The organism is Streptomyces sp. NPDC088733 (assembly GCF_044751185.1).
Lineage (GTDB): Bacteria > Actinomycetota > Actinomycetes > Streptomycetales > Streptomycetaceae > Actinacidiphila.
This window is the reverse complement of record NZ_JBIVLH010000011.1, coordinates 196874-222440: the sequence shown is the minus strand read 5'-3', so window position 1 is coordinate 222440 and position 25567 is coordinate 196874. Positions and strand designations below refer to the sequence as shown.

The window sequence follows — 25567 nt, the reverse complement described above, 5'->3', positions numbered from 1 at the left end:
TTTTCCCCCACCTGCGAGGAGATCGCTCGATGCTGCACTTCAGACGGACAACGCTGCGGCTGCTGTCCGCACTCGCCCTCGCCGCGGCGCTCACCGTGACGCCCGCCCTGGCCGGTACCGCCGCCGCCTCCGCCCCCAGCAGCGGCTGGAACAACTGGTCGTGCAAGCCCTCCGCCGCCCACCCGCGCCCGGTCGTCCTGGTCCACGGCACCTTCGGCAACTCCATCGACAACTGGCTCGGCCTCGCCCCGTACCTCGTCGCGCGCGGCTACTGCGTCTACTCCCTCGACTACGGCCAGCTGCCCGGCGTCCCGGTCTTCTACGGACTCGGCTCCATCGCCGCGTCCTCCCAGCAGCTCGCCGACTACGTCGACCGGGTCCGCGCGTCCACCGGCGCGGGCAAGGTCGACATCGTCGGGCACTCCCAGGGCGGCATGATGCCGCGCTACTACATGAAGTTCCTGGGCGGCGCCGGCAAGGTCAACGCCCTCGTCGGGATCGGCGCCGACAACCACGGCACCGACCTGAACGGACTGCTCAACCTGCTGCCCTACTTCCCCGGGGCCGCCGACGCCATCGACGGCCTCCTGCCCCAGGGCCTCACGGACCAGATGGCCGGATCGGCCTTCCTGACCAAACTGAACGCCGGCGGCGACACCCTTCCCGGCATCCACTACACGGTGATCGCGACCCGGTACGACGAGGTCGTCACGCCGTACACCTCGCAGTTCCTGTCGGGACCCGACGTCCACAACGTGGTGCTCCAGGACCTGTGCTCGCTCGACCTGTCCGAGCACGTCCTCATCGGGCTGACCGACCGCATCGTCTTCCACGAGACGGCCAACGCCCTCGACCCGGCGCACGCCACGCGGACCGACTGCACGGACGTCTTCAGCTGATCCGGCCGGTTCCGCCACTGCTTCCGGTCCCGGACGGGACCGGAAGCAGCCCCATGGCGGCCGCCGGCCGGTGGCGCCTCAGGAATGCCGCCGGCTGCGCGGGGTGCGCCGCGGCGGCCGGGTGAGCGTGATCTGCCGGACGAGCTGGTGGAAGCAGGACAGGGCCGCGATGGCGGGCAGCGCCGCGACGGTCCAGTTGGTGATCGTCCTGGGGGCGCAGGCGATGCAGAACAGGATGGCGAACGCCGAGAAGAGCAGCACGACCGCCCACGAGTGCGGGGCGCGGCGCTGGTGGAGGGCGGCGCGCAGGATCGACAGCGAGGCCACCATCCACGGGCCGTACACCAGCAGCGGCCACCAGTCGGCCAGGCCCGCGGACCCGTCGGCGGACGCGATGTTCCGCAGCGGGTCGTGCGCGATCATCCCGCCGAGCACGCTCACCATCGCCACGATGGTCGCCGCCAGCGCGGCGACGACGAAGCTCAGCGTCTGGGTCCGGGTCAGCCGGCGGCGCAGCGCGGCCCGGCGGATCTTGCGGTGCCGGCGGCGCGTGAGGGGGAGCTCGTGCGTCGCGGTGTCCGGGGCGTGCTGGAAGACGTCCTCCTCGTCGTCCTCCCCGGACTGGTCGAGCAACTGCGCCAGCTCCTCCTCGGACGCCCACGCCCCGTTGAGGACATCGAAGTCCGGGGCGGAGAAGACCCCGTGCCCCGACGTGTCGTCGTGGCCGGACTGGCGGGGGCTGTAAATGGTGGAACCGTGGAGCTGATCCTCGTACGGCAGACCATTCTCAGGGCGGAAACGGTCCTGCAAAGGCGGCATGAAGGCATTCCTGTCGGGGCCGGGCGGGGGCAAACGGGCAAGACGGCATGGGGGCAAGGGGCCAAGAGGGAGGGGACGGCCCCTCAGTACGGCGCCGCCGGGTCGATGCCGGAGCAGCGACGGGTGAAATCCCCCTCGATCCCGGCCATCTCCCTCGTGAACTGCTCCAGCTCCGAGGAGCAGTGGACGAGGGGGACCCGCTCGTCACCGCGCTCGATGTAGGCGTCCGAGGCACCGGAACCGCCGAGGAAGTGGTCGGCCCGCGGGATGAAGACCCACTCCCCGAGGGGGAAACCGGGCGAGGTGCGCGGGGGGTGCGTGCGGCGGACGGACGCCGGGACGGTCCGGGGGGTCGCGCTCCCGGACGACGCCTCAGGCGCGCTCTGGGGATTGACTGTAGCCACATCCCCACAACGACGGCCGACCCGGTGATGGACGTGGGCCACACGAGTGACCCCGGCGCGCCCGGCGGCGCTCGCGCCCGCCCCGAGTACCGCTCCACAACGGCGCGTTGACCTGCGGGCCAACGCCTCGGCGGGATGGCAGGGTGTCCCCATGACCGAACCGCCCCGCCGCCCCGCCTCCCTCCGGCTCGTCGACGACGTCCTGGACCCCGGAACCTGGCGCCGCTGGGATGAACCCGTTCCCCCTGTTCCTCCGTATCTGGACGGCGAGGAGTACCGGGCCGACCTCGACAGGGCCCGCGCCCGGACCGGGCTCGACGAGTCGGTGGTCACCGGCGAGGGCCGCGTACGGGGCCGGCGGGTGGCCGTCGTGGTCGGTGAGTTCGGCTTCCTCGGCGGGTCGATCGGCGTGGCCGCCGGGGAGCGGCTGGTACGGGCGGTCGAACGCGCCACCCGCGAACGGCTGCCGCTGCTGGCCTCCCCGGCGTCCGGCGGGACGCGCATGCAGGAGGGCACCATCGCGTTCCTCCAGATGGTGAAGGTCGCCGCGGCCGTCACCGACCACAAGGCGGCGGGACTGCCCTACCTGGTCCACCTGCGCCACCCCACCACGGGCGGCGTCCTCGCCTCCTGGGGCTCGCTCGGCCACGCCACGTCCGCGGAACCCGGTGCGCTCATCGGCTTCCTCGGCCCCCGTGTCCATGAGGCCCTGTACGGCGAGCCGTTCCCGCCCGGCGTGCAGGTCGCGGAGAACCTGCTGGCCCACGGCATCGTGGACGCCGTCCTGCCGTCCGAGCGGCTCGCCGGGGCGGCGGCGCGGGCGCTGGCGGTGCTCTGCGGCGACCCGGACCTCCCGGCAGACGACGCCGTCCCGGCCGGTGACGCCGCCGCCGATGTGCCGGCCGCGGAGTCGATCCGCCGCTCACGGCGGCCCGAACGGCCCGGGCTGCGCGCCCTGTTGGCGGTGGCCGGCCGCGACGTCACGCCGCTCAGCGGCACCGGCGCGGGGGAGCGGGACCCCGGACTGCTGCTCGCGCTCGCCCGGATCGGCGGCACCCCGTGCGTCGTCCTCGGCCACGACCGGCGGGGCGCCGGCGACGGACGGCCCCCTGCCCTCGGCCCCGCCGGACTGCGCATGGCCCGCCGCGGCATGCGCATCGCGGCCGAACTGGACCTGCCGCTGCTCACCGTCGTCGACACCGCGGGCGCCGCGCTGTCCCGGGAGGCTGAGGAGGGCGGCCTCGCCGGTGAGATCGCCCGCTCCCTCGCGGACCTGGTGACCCTGCCCGCGCCCACGCTCTGCCTCCTCCTCGGCCAGGGCGCGGGCGGCGGAGCCCTCGCCCTGCTGCCCGCCGACCGGGTGCTGGCCGCCCGCCACGCCTGGCTGTCCCCCCTGCCGCCCGAGGGCGCCTCCGCCATCCTCTACCGAACCACCGAACGGGCCTTCGAGGTCGCCGCCCGCCAAGGCGTGCGCTCCGCCGACCTGCTCGCGCGCGGCATCGTCGACCGCGTCGTCGAGGAGGCCTCCGGCGCGGAGACCCCGGGGGACGCCTCGGATGCTCCGGAGGCCTTCCTCACCCGCCTCGGCGCGATCCTCGGCGCCGAACTCGCCGCCCTCCGCACCCTGCCACGCCCCGAACGCCTCGCCGCCCGCCGCGCCCGCTACCGCACCCTCGGCCTCCGCTGACCCCGCGGGCGCGCGGGGGTGCGCCGCACCGTCCCGTCCCCGCCGACCGCCTGCGACAGCCTTCTGCCCGGGCGGCGTCGAGCGGTGCCGTGTCAGGGCGTGGGGCTCTCGCGGCCCGGGGCCGAAGCGGTCGCTGCCGCGGGACGGTTCGGGCGGTGGTCGGTCCCCGCAAGGCGAGTCCCGGACGTGTGAGGATCCGGTCCGGGCCCGGGGACGTCGATCGTCAGTGGCGGATGCCAGAATCCGTTGGCATGCCGGACGCCGACTACTTCTCTGCCGCCGATGACGAGTCCGCCGTTGCCGTGATCGAGGCCGGCGGACCGGTCCGCGCGGGGCTGGACGTGATCTTCCTCAAGGACATCGATCCGGTCGATGCCATCGCCCAGGTGGAGGCCGTGATGACCGGCTGCGGTCATCAAGAGGCAAGCCGGCGCCCGAGGGTGGGACAGCTGCTGTCCTCCGGGGACATCGACAGCCCGTTCGTCCTCGCCGTGTCGGACACGCTGTGCGACGCCCTGGTCTCCGCCTCCGGGGACGACATCGCGGCCGCGGCCGAGGCATGGTCCGCGAAGCGCGCGGTTGTCGGACTCGATGCGGCGACGGCAGTGGTGGTCCTGGAGGCCCTGGCCGGCCTGGCCGGACGGGCTCACGCCGCGGGCCTGCGCCTTTATTGCTGGTGGACGCTGTGACGGCGCACCGCACGCCCGAAGTGGCTGCCTCCGTACGGTCCGGCGCCGCCCCGGGCGGTGTCAGTGGGGGGTGGCAGGATCGGCGGGTGGACGAAAAGAGCGGGGAGTACTGGGACGCCGAGGCGGACCGATTCGACGAGGAGCCGGACCACGGGCTGCGGGAGCCGGAGGTCCGGGCGGCGTGGGCGGGGCGGCTGCGCGGGTGGCTGCCGGACGCGCCGGCGGACGTGCTGGACCTGGGGTGCGGGACGGGCAGTCTCGCGGCGCTGGCGGCGGAGCAGGGCCACCGGGTGACCGGGGTGGACCGGTCGCCGCGCATGGTGGCCCTGGCCAGGGCGAAGCTGGCGGGGACGGACGCGCGGGTGGTCGTCGGCGACGCCTTGCGGCCGCCTGTGCCGGCGGGGCGGTTCGACGTCGTGCTGGTGCGGCACCTGCTGTGGGCGATGCCCGACCCGGCGGCGGCGCTGCGCCGCTGGGCGGGACTGCTGCGGCGCGGCGGCCGCCTCGTGCTGGTCGAGGGATGCTGGGGGGAGGCGGCGCCGGTGGGGATCACGGCGGCCGAACTCGCCGCCCTGGTACGCCCGTTCGCCGCGCACACGGAGATCGAGCAGCTCGCCCGCGACACCGCCCTGTGGGGCCGCCCGGTCCGGGACGAGCGCTACGCCGCCGTGGTGCGGCCGGCCCCGCCCCGGCGGCACAGCGAGATCGTCGACGTCCACCTGATCCTGGTGCGCGACGACCGCGTGCTGCTCGGCCGCCGTGTCAACACCGGGTACGCCGACGGCCTGCTGCACGCTCCGTCGGGCCATGTCGAGGACGGCGAGGACGTCCGGGAGGCGATGATCCGGGAGGCGTACGAGGAGGTGGGCGTCGTGCTGCGTCCCGAGGAGACCGGCGTCGCCCTGGTCATGCAGCACCGTGCGCCCGGCGGCGAGGCCCGCATCGGCTGGTTCTTCGTCGCGGACGGGTCCGGCCGGGAGCCGGTCAACCGCGAGCCGGACAAGTGCTCGGAGCTCGGCTGGTTCCCGCTGGACGCGCTGCCGGACGACATGGTCGCGTACTGCCGGGCCGGCCTGGAGGCGTACCGCGCGGGCGAGCGCTTCGTGCTGCACCTGCACGAGCCCGGCGACACCATCGCCCACGACCCGCACGCCCCCGGCCGTGCCGTCGCCCTCGCGCCGAGCGGCTGCAGCACAATGGCCGCGGCAAACGCCGTGCCGTGACCCACCGGGAGAGCGAACAACAGTGAGTTTGAAGATCGTCATCCGCCCCACCGCGGCCGCCGCGCCGTTCGAGCAACTGCGCGCCCAGATCGCCGACCAGGCCCGTTCCGGTGCCCTCCCGGTCGGCTACCGGCTGCCGACGGTGCGCGGACTCGCCGACGAACTCGGCCTGGCCGCCAACACCGTGGCCAAGGCGTACCGCGCCCTGGAGTCGGACGGCGTGATCGAGACCCGCGGCCGCAACGGCACGTTCGTGGCGGCCGCGGGCGACGCCGCCGACCGCGAGGCGGCCACCGCGGCGACGGCCTACGCCGAGCGCGCCCACCGCCTCGGCCTGGACCGCGCCGCCGCCGAGGCCGCCGTGCGGGACGCGCTGCGCGCCGCGTACGACGGGTAGCGGGTCGTCCCGATCACAGCAGCCCGGCCAGTTTGTACAGCGCCAGCGAGCCTGCGACCGCGACGTTGAGGCTGGCGCCGGTCCCCATCATCGGGATCTCGACGGCGAGGTCGAGCAGGTCGAGCGCCTCCGGCGGGATGCCGTGCTGCTCGTGGCCGAGGACGGCGACCGTGGTCCGCCGTGCGGCCGGCAGGTCCGCCAGCCGCACGGCCTCGTCGGCGAGTTCGACGCCCACGATGTGCGCCCCGCGGTCGCGCTGCCGCTGGAGCCAGCCCAGCGGGTCGCCGGTCCAGTGCACACAAGCGGGGCGCCGCAGCGTGTTGCCGCGGGCCAGCGCCTCCGGTACCCAGGGGAAGCGCGGGACGACCAGGCACGCCCCCACCGCGTCGCAGGTGCGCAGCAGTGTGCCCAGGTTGGCGCCGTGCAGCGGCCACAGGGGCGCCGCGTACAGGTGGTCCCAGCAGCCGTGCGCCCGGGGGCGGCGGCCGCGCCGCAGTTCGGCACCGGTGCGGGTGCGGATGTTCCGCTTCGTCCCGTCCGGGCGACCCGCGGGCATCAGAGGTAGAGGCCCCCCGAGGAGGAGGCCGGGGTCTGGGCGGGGAGCACGGGGCCGCCGGCGGAGGACGCCCCGCGGCGCAGCGCGTACAGCTCGGCCAGCGTGGCGCCGTCGCGGCCCACGCCCTCGGACGTGCCGAGCCAGCTGGTGGCCTCGGCGCGGGTCAGCGGGCCGACCTCGATCCGGGCCAGGCAGCGCCCGGGGCGGACCACCGCCGGGTGCAGCCGTTCCAGGTCCTCGTTGGTGGTGATGCCGACCAGGACGTTGCGGCCCTGCCCGAGCAGCCCGTCGGTGAGGTTGAGCAGCCGGGACAGCGCCTGGCCCGTCTGGTGCTTGGCCTGGCCGCGGATGAGCTCGTCGCAGTCCTCCAGGAGCAGCAGCCGCCAGCGGCCGGGCCCCTCGGCGTCGTCCTCGCCGATGGCGATCTCCATCAGGTAGCCGACGTCGTTGAAGAGCACCTCGGGGTCGAGCACGCAGTCCACCTGGCACCAGTCCCGCCACGCGCGGGCCAGGGTGCGCAGCGCGGAGGTCTTGCCGGTGCCCGGCGGCCCGTGCAGGAGCAGCAGACGGCCGCTGATGTCGTCCGCGGTGAGCTTCATCAGCCCGTCCACGGCCTCGGCCACCGGCGCGGTGTAGTTGCCCCGGACGTCGTCCCAGGGCGCGGCGCTGATCTGCCGGGTGATGCGGTGCGGCCCGCGGCGCGGGGCCACGTACCAGAAGCCCATGGTGACGTCGTCGGGCTGCGGTTCCGGCTGGTCCTCGGCGTCCTCGACGGCCTCGGCCAGCACGCGCTGCGCGAGCTCCTCGCTCACGGCGGTCACCGTCACGTCCGCGCGGTGGTGCCAGCGGGAGACCAGGATCGTCCAGCCGTCGCCCTCGGCGAGGGTGGCGCCGCGGTCCTTGTCGCGTGCCGCGCGCAGCACTTCGGCCCCGGCCGGCAGCAGGGTCAGTCCCGACTTCACGCGCTCCACGGATGAGCCGCGCGAGTACGGCTGCTCGCCGGTGACGAAGCGGCTGAGGAACAGGGCGTCGATGGCGTCGGACGGCGAGTCGTCGTCGTTCATGCCGAGACGGATGGACAGGGCGCGATGCGGGGGCGTTGCGTCGGGCATGACGCTCATGATCCGGCACGGGCTCCGCACGCGCACAGGGTTTTCGCGGAGCGGCGCAATCCCGTCGAACCCCCGGTGAAACCCGCCCGATCCGGGCAACGCGGCGGTTACCCTGGCTGGTGATGGGACGCCATGGGGACGTGCGTGCGAAAGTACCGGGGGCGGGGCGGCGAGGCATCACCGCGCTTCTGGGGATCGGTGTGGTCGCGCTGGCGCTGCTGCTGACGACGTGCGACCTGCGGGGCGGTACGGGCGACGGCGGGCGCGGCAGTGCCGGGCCGGGCGCCGGGGTGCACAGCCCGTCCAGCACACCCACCGGAAAGCCCTCCACCGAGCTGGGTTTCGGGCTGACCCACACCGAGTACAGCGCCGACCACGGCGAGGGCCCGGCCAAGCGGGCGGTGGCCGGACTGCTCTCGGAGCGGTCGCTGCCCCAGGACCAGGCGATCATGGGCTGGGGCGCCGACAACCCCGAACCGGCCCCGGGGAAGTACGACTTCGGCGAGCTCGACGACCGCATCGACCTCATCCGGGCCAGCGGCGGCACCCCCGTGATCACGCTGTGCTGCGCCCCGGACTGGATGAAGGGCGGCGCGCCGGGTGCGCGTACGGACTGGTCCCGGCTGGAAGTCGCCCCCGACCCAAGCCACTTCGACGACTTCGCGGCCCTCGCCGCCACCGTCGCCCGCCGCTATCCGGACGTGCGGCACTTCATCGTCTGGAACGAGTTCAAGGGCTTCTGGAACGACGGCGAGCAGCGCTGGGACTACGAGGGCTACACCGATCTGTACAACCGCGTGTACCAGGCCGTGAAGAAGGTGAATCCGGACAATCTCGTCGGCGGCCCCTACCTCGTCATGGACAGCTTCGCCCCCGGCGACGACGGCAACGGCGACGCCTCCGGCACCCTCAAGGGCCCCTGGGGCGCGGCCGACCGGCGCGTCCTGGACGCCGTGGACTACTGGCTGCGCCACAAGGCCGGCGCGGACTTCCTGGTCGCCGACGGCTCCAGCACCAACCGCGACGACTCCCTGGTGCCCGACGAGTTCGCCGCCACCGAGAAGTTCGCCGCCGTCGGCCGCTGGCTCAAGCAGCGCAGCGGCGGGCTGCCGCTGTGGTGGGCCGAGTGGTACGTCGAACCGGACGGGAAACCGACCGGCTGGGACGAACGGCACCGCACCGCCGTCCAGGCGGCCGCCATGATGGAGCTCGCCCGCGGCGGCGCCGACGCGGCGTTCTACTGGAACCCGCAGGAGCGCGGCAAGGCGTGCCCCGGCTGCCTGTGGACCAGCACCGAACTGTCCTCCGGCGGCGGCCGGCAACTGCCCATGATGGACCTGCTCCGGCGCTTCGGCGCCGCCTTCCCGCCGGGCACACGCTTCCGTACGGTGTCCGTCGCCGAGGACGACCGGCCGAATGTGCGCGTGCTCGCCGACGACAAGGCGGTGCTCGTCGTCAACACGCTCGACCGCCCGATCCGGGCGGCGGTGGACGGCCGCTCCTTCGACCTGCCCGCCTACGGCATCCACTGGCTGCGGCGCGGCAGGTAGCGGCCGCGGCCGGCGTCAGACGACGTTGCGGACCAGCCACTCGTCCGGGTTGTAGGCGTCGCGGTCCGGGTCGTGGACCGTGGCCCGCACCGCGGGGACCGCGTCCTGCGGTCGGACGCGCTCCGGCAGCCGGCCGAAGCGGGCGCGCCGGGCCTGCGCCGCCGTGTCCGCCCCTTCTGCCGGGGCCTCCGGTGCCGTGACCTGTGCCCGCGGGGTCGTGCCGTTCTCCTTGTGCGCCATCGCTCGCACCTCCTTGGCCCCGGGAACGCCGCGTGGCGGCGCGGTGTTCCCGGGGCTGCTCCGGGGAGGCCGGGCGGCCGGTCAGCTCAGGGTGAGGAAACGGACCGCCGTCGCCGCAAGGAACACCAGCAGCAGCGGCGCGGCCGCCACCAGCGACCAGCGCATACCGCGCCGCCGCCTGGCCTCCGGCAGGGTGACCCGCGCCAGTTCGCGCGCGCCGAGCAGCACCAGCAGCGAGACGCCGGCGAGCACGCCCGCCGCCGTCCATGTGTTCCATGTCACCACCGGGAAGACCCGGCCGGGCCGGGGCTCGGGCGCCTCCCAGCCGGCGGGCTGCTCGCTCAGCTCGTAGACCGTCGCGTCCTCGTTGCGCACCACCGGCCGCAGCTCGGTGCGCGCGTCGAGGGAGCGCAGCAGTTTGTCGGGCCAGGTCCGGGAGAACCCGGCGTCGAGCTGGAGATAGGCGTTCTGGCCGCGCGAGACCATCAGGTATGCGTTCGGTCCCGCGTCCTGGAGCGCCTCGACCAGCGGATCGACCAGCACCGGGTCGCGCGGCGCGAGGACCGGCACGTAACTCACCCGCTCCATGTCCCGGGCGTTCCACGGCAGGCTCGGCGTCACGTCGTTCACCGGGTCGGTGCTCAGCCACACCAGGCGCGCGGTCGGCTTGTCGTGCGCGTACACGTACTCCATGGCCGCGACCTCGCCGGTGCGGACCCGCTCGAACGGCTCGTTGCCCCAGCGGGCCACCAGGAAGCCCGCGATGAGCACCCAGCCGGCCAGCAGCGCCGCGGCCGGCCCGCGCCACCCGCGGTCCGAGGAGGACCGCGGGAAGAACGCGAGCGCGCCCAGCACGGCGGCCCCCGGCAGGGCGAACAGGAACACCCGCAGGGCCATCTCGCCGCCGTAGGACTGCATGCCGAAGCCGAGGAACGGCACGACCAGCAGCACCAGCAGCGCCAGGTCGCTGAAGCCGGCCCAGCGGCGGCGCAGCCACCCGGCCGCCGCGAGCATCATGACGCCGCCGGCCAGGGCGACCCGCACGTACAGCACCAGCTTGTGCACCGTGCTGCCGCCCTCGATGCGCCCGGAGACGCTGGAGGAGACATTGCCGCCGAGCGAGCCCATGCCGCCGAAGAGTTCGTCGAAGTGGCCCGACCAGTACGGCTCCGCCAGGTAGCAGATCCACCCGATCAGCAGCACCCCGCACAGCAGCGGCAGCCCGAGCGGTGTCGACCGCCGGACGAGCACGAGCACGGTCAGCACCCCCAGCATCACGAAGGGCGTGAGCTGGTGGCTCACCACCGACGCCGCGAACAGCGCGACCAGCAGGGCCAGCAGCACCGCGCGGTCGGTCCGGCCCGTCGGGGGCACCTCGGCCTCACCCGGCAGCAGCTTGCCGCGCGGCGCCCCGGTGGACCGGAACCAGACCAGGAGCACGGCCGCGAAGAGCAGGTAGAGCAGGTAGTTGAGCGACTGGGGGGAGAAGTAGTCCTGCCCCACCCAGCCGCACAGCGCGAACATCCACACCGCGCACCACTTCGCCCGCCATCCGGCGCGCACCGCGCGCAGCAGCAGCATCAGCGGTGCCAGGTACAGCAGTTCCACGGCCAGCGGCCACCAGCGCAGCACCTCGGTGAGGTCGGTGAGCCCGATGGCGCGGGTGACGAAGGTGACCGCGGCGAAGAAGCCGGGCCAGGAGAAGCGGGCGTCCATGTCGGGCGCGGCGTCCCCGGTACGGCCGATGTAGTCGATGAAGCCCGCGTGCTGCCACGCGGTGGCGAACCGCGGCTGCTCCTCCAGGACCGCGGGCACGGCGTGCAGGGACACCACCGTCGCCAGCAGGACCGCCAGGAGCAGCCACCGGCGCGGCGCGCGCAGCCACAGGCCGGCCGCGAAGGCCGCGACCAGCAGCGCCGCCCCGGCCAGGGTCGCCGGCGGGAGGACGGAGATCAGGCCCAGGCCGTTCATCGCGTCGAGCGAGGCGTCGTCCATGCCGGTCAGCGGCAGCCAGTACAGGGCCAGCGCGCCCAGCAGCAGTCCCCAGACGCCGAGTTCGAGCAGCCGGGCCCGGCGGCCGGTGGGCGCGTCGGGCGTCGCCGGTGCCTCCGGCGGTGTCTGCGCGGGTGGTCCGGCCGCGGGGGGCGGGGACGCGGGCGCCGCGGCGGCCAGGGACTTCTCCGCGCGCGGCGCGGGCAGCTCCGGGACCGCGGTGCCCTTCGGCGGCGTCACCCAGGGACGCCGCTCGGGGTGGTCGAAGTCGAGGTGGACGCCCAGTTGGAGGGTGTCGCTGTCCAGCGCGGCGGCACGGGCCCAGCGCGTGCCGTAGACGATCTCCAGGTCCTCGCCCGCCGCGGCCGTCTGCTCGGGCGCCGGTCCGGAGGCGGCCGCCGCCTCGTGCACAGCGTTCGCCCCGCTCGCCTCGCCGGCATCCCCCTCGGTCGGGGCCGCCGCGGGGGCGGCGATCAGCCGCCGCAGCCCGAAGACGGAGACCACCGCGATCACCACGAGGCTGCCCAGCTCGGCCCACCCGGCCCCGGTGATGCCCAGCGGCCCCAGCAGCGCGAGGGTGGATCCCAGCACCAGCAGGCACAGCAGGCCCTGGAGGAAGGCCAGCAGCCCGGTGCGGCTCTGCGCGCGCAGGACGCCGAAGTAGACCTCGATCAGCACCCGGGTCAGCGAGCACAGCGCCAGCAGCCGCAGCAGCGGCGCGCCCTCCTGCGCGTAGCCGTCGCCGAAGACTCCGAGGATCTGCGGTGCGAAGACGCCCATGAAGAGCGTGATCGGCACCATGATCCTGGCCATCCGGCGCAGCGCCGCCCGGCAGTTCTCGGCGATCCGGCCCGGGTCGTGGGCGCCCTCCACGGTCAGCGAGGACCCCATGTTGATCGCCAGCAGGTCGATCGTGCCGCCGATCGTCATGGTGATGTAGAAGTACGCGTTGTCCGTGGCGGAGATCTGCGAGGCGACGATGACCGGGACGAGGTACACCACGGCGAGCGCGAAGAACGAGCCGGTGGCGTCACCGGCGACGAAGCGGCCCATCTGACGGCCCGTCGGCGGATCGACGGTCCCCGCCGTGGCCTTGACGTGCCGGGGCACCAGGCGGCGGAAGACCAGCCAGCCCAGCGGCACCACCGACAGGCCGATGGCGGCGACCCAGGACACGAACACGCCGGCCGTCGGCACGGCGGCGGCCAGGCCCACGAGCAGGGCCAGTTTCGCGGCGGAGAAGACGGTGTTGCCGACGGGCACCCACACCGCCTTCCGCAGCCCGGTCAGCACCCCGTCCTGGAGGGTCAGCAGCGACCAGCCGATCACCGCCGCGATGAAACCGAGGCCGTTGACCGTGCCGTGCAGAAAACGGTACGAGGGGCCCCAGAGGCCCAGGGTGAAGAGGAAGACCGCCGCCGCGAACGCCACGATCGCCGAACTCCCGGCGTACGTACCGAAGATCAGGCGCCCGGTGCGCCGCCCGGAGACCGGGATGAAGCGTGCCAGGGCCCCGGTGAGGGTCACCGCGGTCAGTCCGGCGAGGAACTTCATGGCGGCGATGGCCGCCGAGCCCTGGCCGACCGCGTCCTCGCTGTAGTAGCGGGCCGCGACCAGCCAGTAGCCCAGGCCCAGGACCGCGGAGACACCGGTGTTCAGCATCAGTGCGTAGGCGTTGCGGAACAGCTGGTTCCCGCCGCGCTTGGCGGCGGCGGACGCGGTTCCGGGATCGCCGGCGGCCGCGCCGGCGGACTCCTGCCCGGGCGCCGGTTCGTCCCCGGGCGCTGTGGGCGTGGCCGGCGTGGTGGTCGTCTCAGACACCGCTCTCGCGCACCTTCCGCACACCCCTGCGGGCTCTGCGCACCAGGGAGTACCCCTGGGTCAGGACCCGGTCCACCGCGAAGTTGCGGGCGACGGCGCGCCCTTCGACCAGCCGCTCGAACTCCTCGGTCCCCGTGCTGCGGCGGACCGTCACCCGGGCCAGCGCGTAGGGGCTCTGGCGCCGCGGGTCGGCGAGGGCGTTGCCCACGGCGAGCGCCGCGCCGAAACCGGCGGTGCGCACGGCCTGCCGCACCCGGCGGGTGGAGTAGCCGTACGGGTAGGCGAAGGAGGACGGGGCCGCGCCCAGTTCGTCGTGCAGGATCTCCTTGCAGCGCAGCAGCTCGAACCAGAGCCGCTTGTCGCCGAGTTGGTCCAGCTGCGGATGGCTGTGGCTGTGCCCGCCGATCTCGGTGCCGGCGTCGCGCAGTTCGCGCACCTGGTCCCAGTCGAGCATGGTGTCCAGCGCGGCGCCCGGCAGTTCGTACGCGCCGCGCAGCCAGCCGGTCGAGACGAAGAGCGTCGAGGCGAAGCCGAGGCCCTTGAGCACGGGGAGGGCGTGCCGGTGCACGCCCTCGTAGCCGTCGTCGAAGGTGATCAGCACCGGGCGCCGCGGCAGCGGCCGCCCCTCGCGCCAGGCGGACGCCAGCGCGGATGTGCCGAGCGGGGTGAAGCCGCGGTCCTCCAGCAGTGCCATCTGCTCTGCGAAGGCCGCGGGGGTCACGGACAGCCCCCTGGTCGCCCGGGCGGGCGTGTCGGTGACGGCGTGGTACATCAGGATCGGCACGGGGCCGTCCCGCCGTCCGTCGTACTCGGTCATACGAGGGCACCTCCCGGTGTGCGGTGGACGGACGGCAGGGGGACGGCCGGTCTCACGGCATGGCCTCCCCCCGGGTGCGCAGTCGGGCGACGGCATACCCGGCCGCCGTGGTCGCCACACCGGTCACGATGGCGCCGGCCCGCCCCGCGCCGCCGGGGCGGCCGCGCAAGGCGTCGCGCAGTCCGCGCGCGGCGCCGGCGGGCAGAACGCGGGTGGCGTAACGGCGTTCGGTCTCCAGTCCCGCCTCGGTGCCGACGCTGCGGGTGACCAGCGCCTTGGACAGCCCCTCCGCGTAGCAGCGGGTCCGGAAGTAGGCGAAGCGCTCCCGGGCGGCGGGGACGCGGTGCCAGATCACGGCGCGGTCGTCGATGAGCAGCAGCGCGCCGGGCTTGGCCTGCGCGAGGCGGATGCAGAACTCCGTCTCCTCGCAGCCCAGCGGGCGTTTGTCGCCGTCGCGTCCGATACCGGTCGCGAAGCCGCCCGCGATGTCGAAGGCGGTGCGGCGGAACGCGGCGTTGCCGCCGAGGACGTTGCGGACCGGGGCCCGGCCGGGCGGCTGGCCCCGGTAGGACGCCCCCACCACCCAGTCGAACTCCTCGGGGAACCAGGCCGGCCGGTGCCCGGAGGCCCAGACCGGTCGGGTGCGCCCACCGACGCCCAGGACGAGCGGGTCCTCCAAGGCGTCGGCGAACCAGTGCAGCCAGTCCCGTTCGGCGACCGCGTCGTCGTCGAGGAAGGCGACGGCCTCGCCGGTGGACGCCTCGATCCCGGTGTTGCGACCGGCCGACAGTCCGCGCGGCCCGGTGTTGGCGAGCACCCGCACCGGCGTTCCGGCGTAGTGCTCCACCAGCCGGGCCCGGAGCGCGGGGTTGTGGTCGACGACCAGCAGCACCTCGTGGGCGGGCAGGCTCTGCGCCCGCACCGAGGCCACGGCGGCGAGGATGTCGCCCCAGCGGTCCTCGGTGTAGACGCAGATCACCACGGACACCGGGGTCCGTCCGGTCACCGGACGTCCTGGCGGCGTGCGGCACGGCGCTCGTTCTTCTCCTGCACGATGACCTTCAGCACCCGTAAGCCGTCGCGCACCGCGCGCAGGTTGCTCACGCCGTGGATGCGGACGTACTCGTGGCTGGGGATCTCCTGGACCTTCAGGCCGGCCGTGACGACTCTGATGTTCATCAGGGTCTCGACCTCGAAGCCGGTGCAGTCCAGCGTGATCTTGTCCAGGCAGTGCCGCCAGAACGCGTTGTAGCCGTAGCACAGATCGGTGTAGCGGGCCCCGAACTTGGCGTTGACCACGGCGCACAGGACACGGTTGCCGAGCTTGCGGATGGGGGTCATGTCGTCCGTGCCGCCGCCGTTGGCGAAGCGCGAGCCCTTGGCGAAGTCGGCGCCCCCGACCAGGGCGGAGACATAGGAGACGATCTCCGACCCGTCCGCCGAGCCGTCGGCGTCCACCATCACGATGATCTCGCCGGTGCAGGCGGCGAAACCGCTGATCAGGGCGTCGCCCTTGCCCTTGCCGGTCTGTGTCACGATGCGGACGTCCGGCCGCAGTTCACGGGCGACCTCGATGGTGCCGTCGGTGGAGTTCCCGTCGACGAGGACCACTTCGTGGATCCACGACGGCAGGGTCGCGAAGACGTGCGGCAGGTTCTCCGCCTCGTTCATCGCCGGGATGACCACGCTGACGAGCGGAGCGATCGCCAAGTGCGTGGAGACCGGCGTGAAATGGTCCGGCGCGAGGACCGCGGTCGGCTGCGCGTGCCCGGTGACTGCCGGGCGCAGAGACGAGCTCATGAGTCTGTTTTCCCTCTCGTCCGGTGGGTCGCCCGCCCCGGGCGCCCTCTGGTGTGCCGGTTCGAAAGGGGGGTTGTCTCACCCCGCCCGGGAATCCGCGCATGCGGGGCATGGCGGTGTCCCCTGTGCTGGCGGGCCGGGTGAGTGGACATGCGTGACTGGCCGCGCGGCTCGCGACTCGGCACACACGTTCCGGTGACCGAGCACGGCACCCCCCTACCGCGCCCCGCGGTCTCCCTGTGGCGACTGTCCGGCCCTCCCCTTGAGCCGCTTTGCAGAACAGGTCGATGCGGGTGGATGTATGACGATATTGACGGTTGGAACTCTATGGCAAGACTCGTGAGAGTGAATACCGTTTCACGGATTTGGCGAATAGTCGTCCTGGTCGGTCCGGGAGGGTCATGGTGAGTCCCGTGGAGCGCTAGTAGATCCTGATCAGTGTGGATCAATACCGATCAACCGTGTTGAAGGCTATTGATCATTCCTGTGGCGCAATGTCCGTTATCGTGCACCGGCGCGCAACCGCCCCATACGCTTGAGGAATCGGTCGGCCGGCTCGCGCAGGACGGGGTGCGCCGTGACCGCGTTGCGCAGGGCGCGCACCGGCGCACGCCGGGCGCGGTGGCCCAGCGCCACCGGGTGCGGCCGGGTCACCCAGCCCTCCGAGACGGTCAGGTCGCGGGTCTTCAGGGATTCCTTGTACTCCTTGTGGCCGCGCCCGAGGTCGAGATGGGCCACCCCGTCGGCCGCCGCTCCCTGCGCCATCCGCAGATGCAGCACCAGCCCCGGCGAGTACTTCGAGAACTGCGGGTCGTACGCCGGGAACCAGCAGGCCAGCACCGCCGGCGTGCGCATCCCGAAGTGTGCGGCGATCGGCCGGTCGCCCGCGTACAGCACCGACAGCAGGCCGCTGAAGGACTCCTCGCGCGTGTGGAAGAGATGCTCCACCAGGTCGACGATCCAGGGCCGCGCGAAGCGGTCGCTGCGCCCGGTTCTTCGGTACTGCGCCGACTTCCACCCCATCAGCGTGCGCAGCGCGCCGACGTCGCGCTCGTCGTGCACGTAGCGCACCTCGCCGACGTCCCGGCCGAGCTTGCGCTCCTTGGCGAGCGTCGTGCGCACGAACTTGGGCGAGTGGCTGCGAAGATGGCCGAGATACGCCTCGTAGCCCTGTTCGACGTCCATGACGGGCGAGGCGTACGTGCCGGTCGCGCCCTCCTCGAAGGGCTTCTGGCCCTCCACGAGGTGGTCGAACTCCCAGACGGCCAGCCCGCAGGCGCGCAGCAGCTCCCGGGCGTCCCACTGGAACCCGGGCCGGTGCACGAGCCCCTGGCAGTCCGACAGCCCCAGCCCGATCGCCCGGCCCACGCCGGCCGCCGAGCGCTGGAACGGGAAGAAGGCGACCGGGTCGCCGTCCTCGCGGACCACCGCGACGCGCACGCCCCGGTGGTGGTGGGCCACGGCGAAGGTGAAGCCGGGTGACAGGAAGGGATTGCCGAGCTGCGGGCTGCCCATGGCGACCGCCTGGCTCTGCACGCGGGTCCAGGCCGCCCGGTCGGCGGCGGTGAGCTCGCCGGGGCGGTACACGGTGATGTCCACTTTACGGAGTCCGCCTTCTCTCGGCCCGGCCACGGGAGTGCCGCAGGAGCGGCAGCAGGAACAGCACGGCACTGACCGCCGCCACGGCGGCGACCCCGCCGCGCACCGACCACATGTGCAGCGCGAGCATCCCCTGCGCCACGAGCAGGTCGATCACGACGGTGCCGCCCACGGCGACCACCGACCGGCTGAGCGGGTCGAGGCCGCGCAGCCCGGCGGCGAGTGCCGCGGCCGGCGCGGCGAGCAGGAAGAAGAAGGTGAACGGCGCCCGGACGGGCGAAGCGATGTCCGCGAGCGCGAGCACCGCGCCGACCCCGCCGACTCCCACGGCGGCGCCCGCGAGCAGCGGTAGTGATTCCTTGCCGATCGGGTGACCGGACGCGTTGTCTGTGTGCGTTGGTTGCATTGGCGACTTTGCCCCCCAAAACGCCGGATGCAGACGTTCAATGTCGCTCAATTCGGGCGCGGGCGTCAAGGAAGGAGGGAACAGAAGCGGCCGCCCCGACCGGACCGGGTGGCGGGCCGGGCAGAGGTGGACGATTTCCCCCGAACTGCCCGGCGGCGGGCGGCGGTTTGTTCGATACGGCGGGGCGCCCCCCTGAGACGCGCAGGCCCGGGGCGTCCACCGCTTCGGCACCGGCACGTCGCTGGCGGGGTGTCAGGCGGGACGCGCGGCGCGGCGGGGATCCTGCTAAGGGAGATTGCATGAGACTGTCCCGATTCGCGTCAGCCGCGTCCGCGTTCGTCCTCGCCGCCGCACTCGCCCTGACCGGTGCCGGCCCGGCACACGCCGCGGGCCCCGTGTACGTGGCCCTCGGCGACTCCTACGCCTCGGGCGTCGGCGCGGGGAGGTACCAGACCTCCAGCGGCGGCTGCTACCGCAGCAGCAGGGCGTACCCCCGCCTGTGGGCCGACACGCATACTCCGTCCGGGTTCTCTTTCACCGCCTGTTCCGGTGCCACCACCACCGATGTGATCAACCGCCAGCTCGGGCCGCTGAACGCCGCCACGACGCTGGTCAGCGTCACCGTCGGCGGCAACGACGCAGGCTTTGTCGGCGTCATGACCACCTGCCTGCTCAGCGTGTCCAGCGCCTGCCTGGACCGGATCGACCAGGCCCGCGACTACATCGAGAACCGGCTCCCGGCCCGCCTGGACGCGGTCTACGACGCCATCGCCGACCGGGCGCCGGCGGCCCGCGTGGTCGTCGTCGGCTATCCCCACTTCTACCGGCTGGGGACGTCCTGCATCGGCCTCACCCAGGCCAAGCGCAAGGCGATCAACGCCGCCGCCGACCTCCTCGACACCGTCACCGCCAAGCGCGCCGCCGACCACGGCTTCGCCTTCGGCGACGTCCGCGGCACCTTCGGCGGCCACGAACTGTGCGCCGGATCGGCGTGGCTGCACAGCCTGACGATCCCGGTCTACGAGTCGTACCACCCCACCGCCGCCGGCCAGTCCGGCGGCTATCTCCCGGTGTTCACCGCGGCCGCCTGACCCGCGGCGCACCCGTGCCTTACGGGGGCCGGCGCCCGGCCCCCGTACGCGGGGTGGTCAGGGAGAGGCGGCCGTGCCCGTGGGGGACGGCGACGACGACGAGGACACCGACGGGGAGGCCGCGCGGCACGTGACGGTGAACGGGACGCGTTCCGACACCAGCGCCACCGGAGCGCCGATCTCCAGCGTCATCGAGTCCTCCCAGGTGGCGTCCGGCAGGTAGGACAGCTCGACGTGCTCGACCGTGCGGCTGCTGTCCCCGCCGGCCGGGAAGTCCAGCGTCCGCCAGACCGGGTCCCCGCCGGTCCCGCTCACCGTCCGCCAGCGGTACGAGACCCTCGCGGGGGTCCGGTCCACCGTCACGACCGCGGAGAAGGCCGGCGCCTCCGCCTCCGGCGGCGGGCAGGTGCCCGTCCAGCTGTCCCGCACCGCGTGGACGGAGACATGGACGTTCACCCGGACCGGCGGGTGCGACGTGCCGGAGGACGTCCCCGAGCCCGCGCCGTGACTGCCGGAGGGTGACGCGGAGCCCGTGCCGCCGGACGGCGAGGAGGCGGCCGGTGAGGAGGCCCCGCCGTCCGTCGTCACCGCGGGGGAGGTCACGACCGCGTCGTTGGTACCGCCCGTCGTGGTCGCCGACCCGGAGCCGGCCGCGCCGCCCCCGTCGTCGTTCAGCAGCGCGTACGCGGCGCCGCCCGCCCCCAGCACCAGGGCGAGCACCCCGGCCACCAGCGCCACGACCGCGCGCCGGGGCCGCCCGGTCGCGCCGGCGGCCGGCGGCCCGTCACCCGGGGGCGCACCGAGGGGCGTCATGCGCACCGGCGTGCGCTCCCGCTCCCGGTCGCGCAACGGCTGCGGCGCGGTGACGGTCAGGGCGGCCTCGGTCGGCGCGTAGGCCGCGGCGACCGTGCCCGGTCCCGGCGAGCGCCCGGACGCCACGGCGTCCAGCTGCCGCCCCGCCTCCGCGGCGGGCAGCCGGGCCGCCGGGTCCTTCTCCAGCAGCCCCGCGATCAGCGGCCCGAGCGGGCCCGCCCGCCGGGGCGGCGGCAGCGGTTCGTCCACGACCGCGCGCATCGTGCTCAGCGCCGTGTCGCGCCGGAAGGGCGAACCGCCCTCCACCGCGACGTACAGCAGCACGCCCAGCGACCACAGGTCGGACGCCGGGCCGGGGCGGCGCCCCAGCGCGCGCTCCGGCGCCAGGAACTCGGGCGAGCCGACCAGTTCGCCGGTACGGGTGAGCGCCGAGGTGCCCTCGATCATCGCGATGCCGAAGTCGCTGAGCACCACCCGGCCGTCGTTGCCGATCAGCACATTGCCGGGCTTGACGTCCCGGTGCAGCACACCGGCGGCGTGCGCGACCCGCAGCGCGGCCAGCACCTTGGACCCGATGTCCGCCGCCCGGCGCGGCGCCATGGGCCCCTCGGCGTCGAGCACGTCGGCCAGCGTCAGACCGCGGACCAGCTCCATGACGATCCACGGGTTGCCGTCCGCCATCGCCACGTCGTAGACCTTGACCACGTTCGGGTGCTCCACCCGCGCGGCGGCGCGGCCCTCCTGCTCCAGCCTCGCGTAGAGGCGCGCGGTGTCGTGCTCGTCGAACCCCGGCGGCGCCTTGACCTCCTTGATCGCCACCTCGCGGCCCAGCAGCTCGTCACGGGCGAGCCAGACCACGCCCATGCCGCCGCGGCCGAGTTCGCCGATCAACCGGTAGCGCTCCGCCACGACCCGTGTCATCGGCGGTTCCCCCCTTCGTCGCGCCCGCTGCCCAGCATGACCGAACTTCCCACCGGGCGAACCCTTTAGACGGGAACCTCCCCCGCCGTCTCAACCGAGGGTCGCCGCCGCGCCCCTGAGCACCAGGCCGCAGCCGAGCACCAGCACCACCGACGCGGTCGCCAGCGGCACCAGACGACGCGCCGCCGTCAACACCCGACCCCGGAACAGCTCTTGCCGCAGCGACGCCCGGCCGGCCAGCCGGCCCAGGCGCACGACGGCGAAACCCGCCGCCGTGAGCGTGGCGGCCAGGCCCGCGCCGTACGCCAGCACCAGCAGGAAGCCGAACCACGCCTGGCCGAGCGCCGCGGCGCCGACGAGCACGACGACGGCTGACGGGCTGGGAACCAGACCGCCCGCGAAGCCGAGCAGGATCGTGCCGCGGAGGGTGGGCCGGGCCTCGTGGACGTGCGGGTGGGGGTGCGGGTGCGGGTGGGCTGCCGGCGCCGGGGCCTCGGCGGTCAGGACGGCTGTGGCTGTGGCGGTGCCTGGGGGTGTGCGGGGGTGGTGGTGCGGGGCGTGCGTGGGGCCGTGGGAGTGGCCGTGATCGTGCCCGTGGCTGTGCTCGTGGTTCCGGCCCCGCAGCCGCCACGCCCTGCGGAGCAGCGCCGCCCCCGCGAAGGCGACCAGGACGCCGCTGGCGATGCCCAGCCAGGCGATGACCGAGGGCGCGGCGGCCGACCCCGTCGTCACCAGCAGGCCCAGCCCGAACACCCCGAGCGTGTGCGTGACCGTCACCGACGCGCCGAGGGCGACCATGTCGCGCCGCGAACGGCGGCCGCCCGCCGCCGCCGCGGCGGCCATCAGCGTCTTCCCGTGACCGGGGGCGAGCGCGTGCATCGCGCCCAGCGCCAGCGCCGTGAGCAGGGCCAGCGCGGCGAAGCCCGGGGTGAGCGCGTGCCGGGACACCAGCCCGGTGAGCGCCTGTGTCCAGCGGTCCGCGCCGCGCGGCAGCACACCGCTCCCGGGCGCCGCGGTGCCCGGGTCCGCCGCGGCGCCGAGCGCCGGCCCGCCGGGCGTCACGCGCAGCCGCGCCGACCGCTCGTCGGCGGGGGAGGACAGCAGGTCCCCCGGGTAGGCCGTCAGACGCCGTGACACCGAAGCGCCGGGCACGTCGGCGGCGGCGAGCGTCATGCGGTCGCCGCGCGCCGTGATCTCCCGCCAGCCGGGCCCGGTGCCGATGTCGGCCGGACGGTACGTCAGCGCGACCGACCCGGCGCGGGGCAGGGGCGCCGTCAGCCGGCACTCCACGCGCAGCGTCGTCAGCCCCGCCTGCCCCGGCCGTACGGCGGCGCTCGCCGCGTCCACCCGGACCGGGACGCCCCGCCCGTCCGCCGCGGCCCGTGCGCCGTCCGCCGCGGCGCCGCAGCGCTCGCGCGCCCAGGCCGCCAACTCCGGCTTCGCCAGGGTGTTGTCGCCGTTCCGGTCGACGGCCGGGACCGCTTGGGCGGCGGGGATCTCCGCGAGGTCCTCGACGTGGTCGACACGCAGCGTGCCGGGCGCGACGACCAGTCCGTCGTAGCGGTTGACGGTGAAGTTGCCGAGCGGGTGCGCCTGCGCCTGCCCGGCGGGCAGTATCGCCAGCGCGGCGGCGGCTGCCGCCACAGCGGCCGCCGCGGCCGTCCTGCGCCGGATCATGACGGGTCTCCTTCGGTGCGAGCGAGGGCCGCGCGGGCGGCGGGGGCGCCGGTCGGGGAGAAACCGGGGTTCAGGCGCAGGGCGGCGGCCAGCGACGCGTGAGCCTCCTGCCGCTTGCCGAGGGCGGCCTCGATGACACCGCGGTGGTACAGGAAGGCCGCGTTGCGGTAGCCGGGCGCGGAGGAGCGCTCCGCGTACGGCAGGGCCTCCCGGTCGCGGCCGTTGACGTGCAGGGCCCAGGCGAGGGCGTCGGCGGTGTGCACGGTCTGCCGGCGCGCCCACTCCGCGCGGGCGGCGCGCAGCGCCTCGCGCGCGTCGCCGTGGTCCGCGGCGACCAGGGCCGCGTCCAGGTCCGTCGCGACGCCGTTCGCCTTGGCGAGCGCGATCCAGGTGCCGACCACCGCGAACTGCTCCCGGGCCCTGCCCGGCTGCCCGGCGGCCTCGTACAGCTCGCCCAGCTCGGCGAGTTGGGCGGGGAGCGGGTAGCGGCGCACGACCTCGGCCAGGTCGCGGACGGCCCTGGCGCGGTCGCCGCGCGCGGCGTACGTCCGGCCGCGGCCCTCGATCGCCGGCAGGTAGCCGGGGGACGCGCGCAGGGCGGTGGCGTACTGGCCCAGTGCCTCCGCGTAGTGGCCCTGGCTCCACGCGAGCTGGCCCAGCGCCGTGGCGACGTAGGCGGTGTCGCCGGGTGTGCTCGCGGAGTCCAGGGCCCGGGTCAGGACACGGCGGGCGCCCGCGGCGTCCCCCCGCAGTTCGTGGACGTACGCGAGGCGGGTGAAGACGGGGATGCCGGGCCGCAGCGCGTCGGCGTGCTCGGCGGCGGCCAGCGCGGCGCCGTACCGGCCGAGTTCGACCAGGGCGTCCACCCGGACCGCCAGCGCGCGTTCGTTCCAGGGGTTGGTGCGCAGGGCGCGGTCGGCGGCGCTCAGGGCGGTGCGGAAGTCGTGGCGGGCGGCGGCGAGGGCGGCCTGCCCGGCGAGCGCGGCGTCGTTGCCGTCGGGGGTGATCCGCAGCGAGCGGGCGAGTGCCGCCGCGGCCTGCGGGTAGCGGGTGGGGTCGCCGGAGGTGCGGGCCTGCTCGACGTAGGCCGCTCCGAGCACCGCCCACCCGGAGGAGTCCTCCGGCTGGGCGCGCAGGTGCTTCTGGAGCCCCGCGATGCCGCCCGCGAGGTCTCCTGCCGCGAGCCGGTCCAGCGGGGCGTCACCGGTCCGCGCGGCTGCCGCCGCCGGTCCGGTCCGGTCGCCGGCCCGGCCGGGGGAGCCGCCGAGCACCAGCGCACCCGCGGTGAGCGCCAGCGCCAGGCCCAGCGCCAGCGCGGTGAAGAGGACGGCGGTGCGCAGCCGGCCCAGGGGCGGTGCGTCCATGGCTGCCTGCCTTTCGGGTGGGTGGGAGCCCCGGCCGGGGCGAGGGGAGTCACGCCCCGGCCGGGAGCGGGACCGGCGGTCAGGCCCGGTGGGCGCGGGCGCGGACCGGGCGGCGGCGCATGCGCCACCACACCAGTGCGGCGCCGACGAGCAGCACACCCGCGCCGCCGGAGGCGGCGGAGGCGATCAGGACGGTGTTGCCGCCGCCGGGACCCTGCATCAGGCCGCCGGCGTTGAGCTGGGTCACCCCGTCGGTCCGGGACGAGTCGGTCGTCGCCGCCTTCGCCAGCGGGCCGTCCGAACCGGAACTCGGCAGGGCGACATAGGGGAAGTTCGCCCCGAAGGCCCGGTCGTTGGCGTTGACCGCGTCACCGAGGTCGTTCTTGGCACCGACGAGTTCGCCCTCGACCACCTGGAGCGCGATGTCCACGACGTCGTCGGTCAGCCGGCGCCCGTTCGGGAAGCCGGCGGTGTCGCCGTCGAGGACGCCGAGCCGCTTGGGCTGCGCGGCGGGCGGGACCGCCGTGTTGAGCCGCAGCATCTCCGACGGGCGGACGTGCGGCGGCTGGTTGAGCTTGGGCACGCCGGTGAGGAAGACCTGGACGAGGTCGTTGCGCGGGGTGGCCGGAGCCTTGATCTTGTAGATGCCCTCGATGAGCTTCGGCAGCTCGGGCTCGGTCACGTTCTTGAGGAACTGCGCGTCGTTCCAGGGCGACGAGGCGTTGAACCTGTCCTTGTCCTTGAGGGGGTTGACCACCTCGTTCACCAGGGGCATGCCGAGCCGGGAGACCTGCGCCCAGTCCCCGTTCGCGGTGCGCCGCTGGGTGGTGGACCAGATGCCGACGACCGGCTGCTTCGCGGACTGGCGTATCGCGGCGGTCGGGACCTGGAGGGCGATCGTGTTGACGTTGTAGCCCTTGAGGGTGTCGTCGCCGACCTCGGAGAGATTGCCTCCGTAGAGCAGGTCGAAGACCCGCAGGTCCAGGAAGAAGGGGTCGTCGGACTGGCCGGCGAAGGCCGTCGTGCCGCGGCCCAGCTCCTTGACGGCCTGCTGCCGCAGGGCGTTGTAGTCCGGCATCGACGCCTTGCCGACGTTGGACGGCGCCACCGGCACGTCGTTCGCGACCTTGTAGCGGCCGGTCACGTGCTGGTTGTGCAGCCGGAACAGGTCGATGTCGTACGTCTGGAAGAAGTTCAGGTCCGGGTCGCCGAGGCTGGTGACCGGGCCGGTGTTGTAGAGGAACGTCTTCTTGTTGCGGACGTGGTCCTGGAACGTCCACCGGTAGAGGTAGTCGCCCTGGGCGTCGCCGTCGTTGTCGATGTGGATGTCGTACTGGGCGTCGTCGGCGAACTTGTAGAAGTTCGGGCCGCCGGCCGGGTCCTCGAACGGGATCCAGTTCGCCACCAGCGTGGTGGTGTCCGGGCGGTCGGGGCTGACGAACGCGTAGACGTCCGTGGTGTCGTACTGCGGCTGGCCCGAGATCAGCGGCGCCTCCCGGTGGCTGGAGGCCTCCGCGGCGTCCGGTGCCAGCACGGTGGCGCCCGCCGCGGCGAGCCCCCCCGCGGCCAGGGTGCCCGCCGTGATCAGGGCGATCGCACGGGATCGCCCGATCCGGGCCATGAGCCTGTTCCTGAGTTCTGCGGTCATCGCGTCGGTCCTTCGCGAGTGCGGCCCCTCCCCCTTGGAAGA

22 protein-coding genes are annotated in these 25567 nt (G+C 74.3%); 7 read left to right on the top strand and 15 right to left on the bottom strand.

What is annotated here, in order from left to right; translation table 11 throughout:
* Positions 1 to 29 precede the first annotated feature (29 nt).
* Complete coding sequence (locus ACIP64_RS22150) at positions 30 to 899, top strand: esterase/lipase family protein (protein ID WP_401589334.1); 870 nt, start codon at positions 30 to 32, stop codon at positions 897 to 899.
* A gap of 78 nt (positions 900 to 977) precedes the next feature.
* On the opposite strand, the gene ACIP64_RS22145 is transcribed toward ACIP64_RS22150, so the two are convergent.
* Both ACIP64_RS22145 and ACIP64_RS22140 read right to left on the bottom strand, forming a co-directional pair.
* Positions 978 to 1718: a DUF2637 domain-containing protein gene (locus ACIP64_RS22145; RefSeq protein WP_360906225.1), complete on the bottom strand. Its 741-nt coding sequence runs from the start codon at positions 1716 to 1718 to the stop codon at positions 978 to 980.
* Between the two features lie 83 nt (positions 1719 to 1801).
* A complete protein-coding gene (locus ACIP64_RS22140) occupies positions 1802 to 2122 on the bottom strand; it encodes a hypothetical protein (RefSeq protein ID WP_360906226.1) in 321 nt (106 codons plus the stop codon).
* A 151-nt stretch (positions 2123 to 2273) separates the two neighbouring features.
* On the opposite strand from ACIP64_RS22140, the gene ACIP64_RS22135 reads away from it, so the two are divergent.
* The 4 genes from ACIP64_RS22135 to ACIP64_RS22120 all read left to right on the top strand — a co-directional run bounded on the left by ACIP64_RS22135 (position 2274) and on the right by ACIP64_RS22120 (position 6118).
* A complete protein-coding gene (locus tag ACIP64_RS22135) occupies positions 2274 to 3809 on the top strand; it encodes a carboxyl transferase domain-containing protein (protein ID WP_401589331.1) in 1536 nt (511 codons plus the stop codon).
* Between the two features lie 251 nt (positions 3810 to 4060).
* Entirely contained in the window at positions 4061 to 4498 is a 438-nt protein-coding gene (locus ACIP64_RS22130; protein ID WP_401589328.1) for a hypothetical protein, read from the top strand.
* An 86-nt stretch (positions 4499 to 4584) separates the two neighbouring features.
* Positions 4585 to 5721 (top strand): methyltransferase domain-containing protein, encoded by a 1137-nt coding sequence (locus tag ACIP64_RS22125; RefSeq protein WP_401589325.1) that lies wholly within the window; start codon positions 4585 to 4587, stop codon positions 5719 to 5721.
* 22 nt (positions 5722 to 5743) lie between these two features.
* Positions 5744 to 6118: a GntR family transcriptional regulator gene (locus ACIP64_RS22120; protein WP_401589322.1), complete on the top strand. Its 375-nt coding sequence runs from the start codon at positions 5744 to 5746 to the stop codon at positions 6116 to 6118.
* A 13-nt stretch (positions 6119 to 6131) separates the two neighbouring features.
* Here the strand turns inward: ACIP64_RS22120 and ACIP64_RS22115 are convergent, their stop codons facing one another.
* On the bottom strand, positions 6132 to 6674 hold the full coding sequence (locus tag ACIP64_RS22115; RefSeq protein WP_401589319.1) for a TrmH family RNA methyltransferase: 543 nt from the start codon (positions 6672 to 6674) through the stop codon (positions 6132 to 6134).
* Positions 6674 to 7786 carry a DUF5925 domain-containing protein gene (locus tag ACIP64_RS22110; RefSeq protein WP_401589316.1) on the bottom strand — a complete coding sequence of 371 codons (1113 nt, stop codon included), beginning with the start codon at positions 7784 to 7786 and terminating at the stop codon, positions 6674 to 6676. The genes ACIP64_RS22115 and ACIP64_RS22110 overlap by 1 nt, the downstream gene beginning before the upstream one ends.
* A 122-nt stretch (positions 7787 to 7908) precedes the next feature.
* Between ACIP64_RS22110 and ACIP64_RS22105 the strand changes: the two genes are divergently transcribed.
* Complete coding sequence (locus tag ACIP64_RS22105; RefSeq protein WP_401589313.1) at positions 7909 to 9336, top strand: xylan 1,4-beta-xylosidase; 1428 nt, start codon at positions 7909 to 7911, stop codon at positions 9334 to 9336.
* Between the two features lie 15 nt (positions 9337 to 9351).
* Here ACIP64_RS22105 and ACIP64_RS22100 read toward each other — a convergent pair whose 3' ends face one another.
* The 7 genes from ACIP64_RS22100 to ACIP64_RS22070 all read right to left on the bottom strand — a co-directional run bounded on the left by ACIP64_RS22100 (position 9352) and on the right by ACIP64_RS22070 (position 18011).
* Complete coding sequence (locus ACIP64_RS22100) at positions 9352 to 9576, bottom strand: hypothetical protein (RefSeq protein ID WP_401589311.1); 225 nt, start codon at positions 9574 to 9576, stop codon at positions 9352 to 9354.
* Positions 9577 to 9657: 81 nt separating this feature from the next.
* Positions 9658 to 13389 (bottom strand): lipopolysaccharide biosynthesis protein, encoded by a 3732-nt coding sequence (locus ACIP64_RS22095; protein ID WP_401589309.1) that lies wholly within the window; start codon positions 13387 to 13389, stop codon positions 9658 to 9660.
* A complete protein-coding gene (locus ACIP64_RS22090) occupies positions 13382 to 14206 on the bottom strand; it encodes a polysaccharide deacetylase family protein (protein ID WP_401589306.1) in 825 nt (274 codons plus the stop codon). Before ACIP64_RS22090 ends, ACIP64_RS22095 begins: the two co-directional genes overlap by 8 nt.
* A gap of 52 nt (positions 14207 to 14258) precedes the next feature.
* Positions 14259 to 15212, bottom strand: a complete 954-nt coding sequence (locus tag ACIP64_RS22085; RefSeq protein WP_401589304.1) for a glycosyltransferase family 2 protein — start codon at positions 15210 to 15212, stop codon at positions 14259 to 14261.
* On the bottom strand, positions 15209 to 16006 hold the full coding sequence (locus ACIP64_RS22080) for a glycosyltransferase family 2 protein (RefSeq protein WP_401589302.1): 798 nt from the start codon (positions 16004 to 16006) through the stop codon (positions 15209 to 15211). The genes ACIP64_RS22085 and ACIP64_RS22080 overlap by 4 nt, the downstream gene beginning before the upstream one ends.
* Positions 16007 to 16507: 501 nt before the next feature.
* A complete protein-coding gene (locus ACIP64_RS22075; protein ID WP_401589299.1) occupies positions 16508 to 17605 on the bottom strand; it encodes a GNAT family N-acetyltransferase in 1098 nt (365 codons plus the stop codon).
* Position 17606: 1 nt separating this feature from the next.
* Positions 17607 to 18011 (bottom strand): hypothetical protein, encoded by a 405-nt coding sequence (locus tag ACIP64_RS22070; RefSeq protein ID WP_401589296.1) that lies wholly within the window; start codon positions 18009 to 18011, stop codon positions 17607 to 17609.
* 299 nt (positions 18012 to 18310) lie between these two features.
* Between ACIP64_RS22070 and ACIP64_RS22065 the strand changes: the two genes are divergently transcribed.
* On the top strand, positions 18311 to 19102 hold the full coding sequence (locus ACIP64_RS22065; RefSeq protein WP_401589293.1) for an SGNH/GDSL hydrolase family protein: 792 nt from the start codon (positions 18311 to 18313) through the stop codon (positions 19100 to 19102).
* 57 nt (positions 19103 to 19159) lie between these two features.
* Here ACIP64_RS22065 and ACIP64_RS22060 read toward each other — a convergent pair whose 3' ends face one another.
* The 4 genes from ACIP64_RS22060 to ACIP64_RS22045 all read right to left on the bottom strand — a co-directional run bounded on the left by ACIP64_RS22060 (position 19160) and on the right by ACIP64_RS22045 (position 25498).
* The gene (locus ACIP64_RS22060) at positions 19160 to 20836 is read right to left on the bottom strand and encodes a protein kinase (RefSeq protein ID WP_401589290.1); all 1677 of its coding nucleotides are present in this window, start codon (positions 20834 to 20836) and stop codon (positions 19160 to 19162) included.
* Positions 20837 to 20926: 90 nt separating this feature from the next.
* Complete coding sequence (locus ACIP64_RS22055) at positions 20927 to 22513, bottom strand: nickel transporter (RefSeq protein ID WP_401589288.1); 1587 nt, start codon at positions 22511 to 22513, stop codon at positions 20927 to 20929.
* Complete coding sequence (locus ACIP64_RS22050; protein WP_401589286.1) at positions 22510 to 23877, bottom strand: hypothetical protein; 1368 nt, start codon at positions 23875 to 23877, stop codon at positions 22510 to 22512. Before ACIP64_RS22050 ends, ACIP64_RS22055 begins: the two co-directional genes overlap by 4 nt.
* Positions 23878 to 23956: 79 nt before the next feature.
* The gene (locus ACIP64_RS22045) at positions 23957 to 25498 is read right to left on the bottom strand and encodes a DUF4331 domain-containing protein (protein WP_401589494.1); all 1542 of its coding nucleotides are present in this window, start codon (positions 25496 to 25498) and stop codon (positions 23957 to 23959) included.
* Positions 25499 to 25567 lie beyond the last annotated feature (69 nt).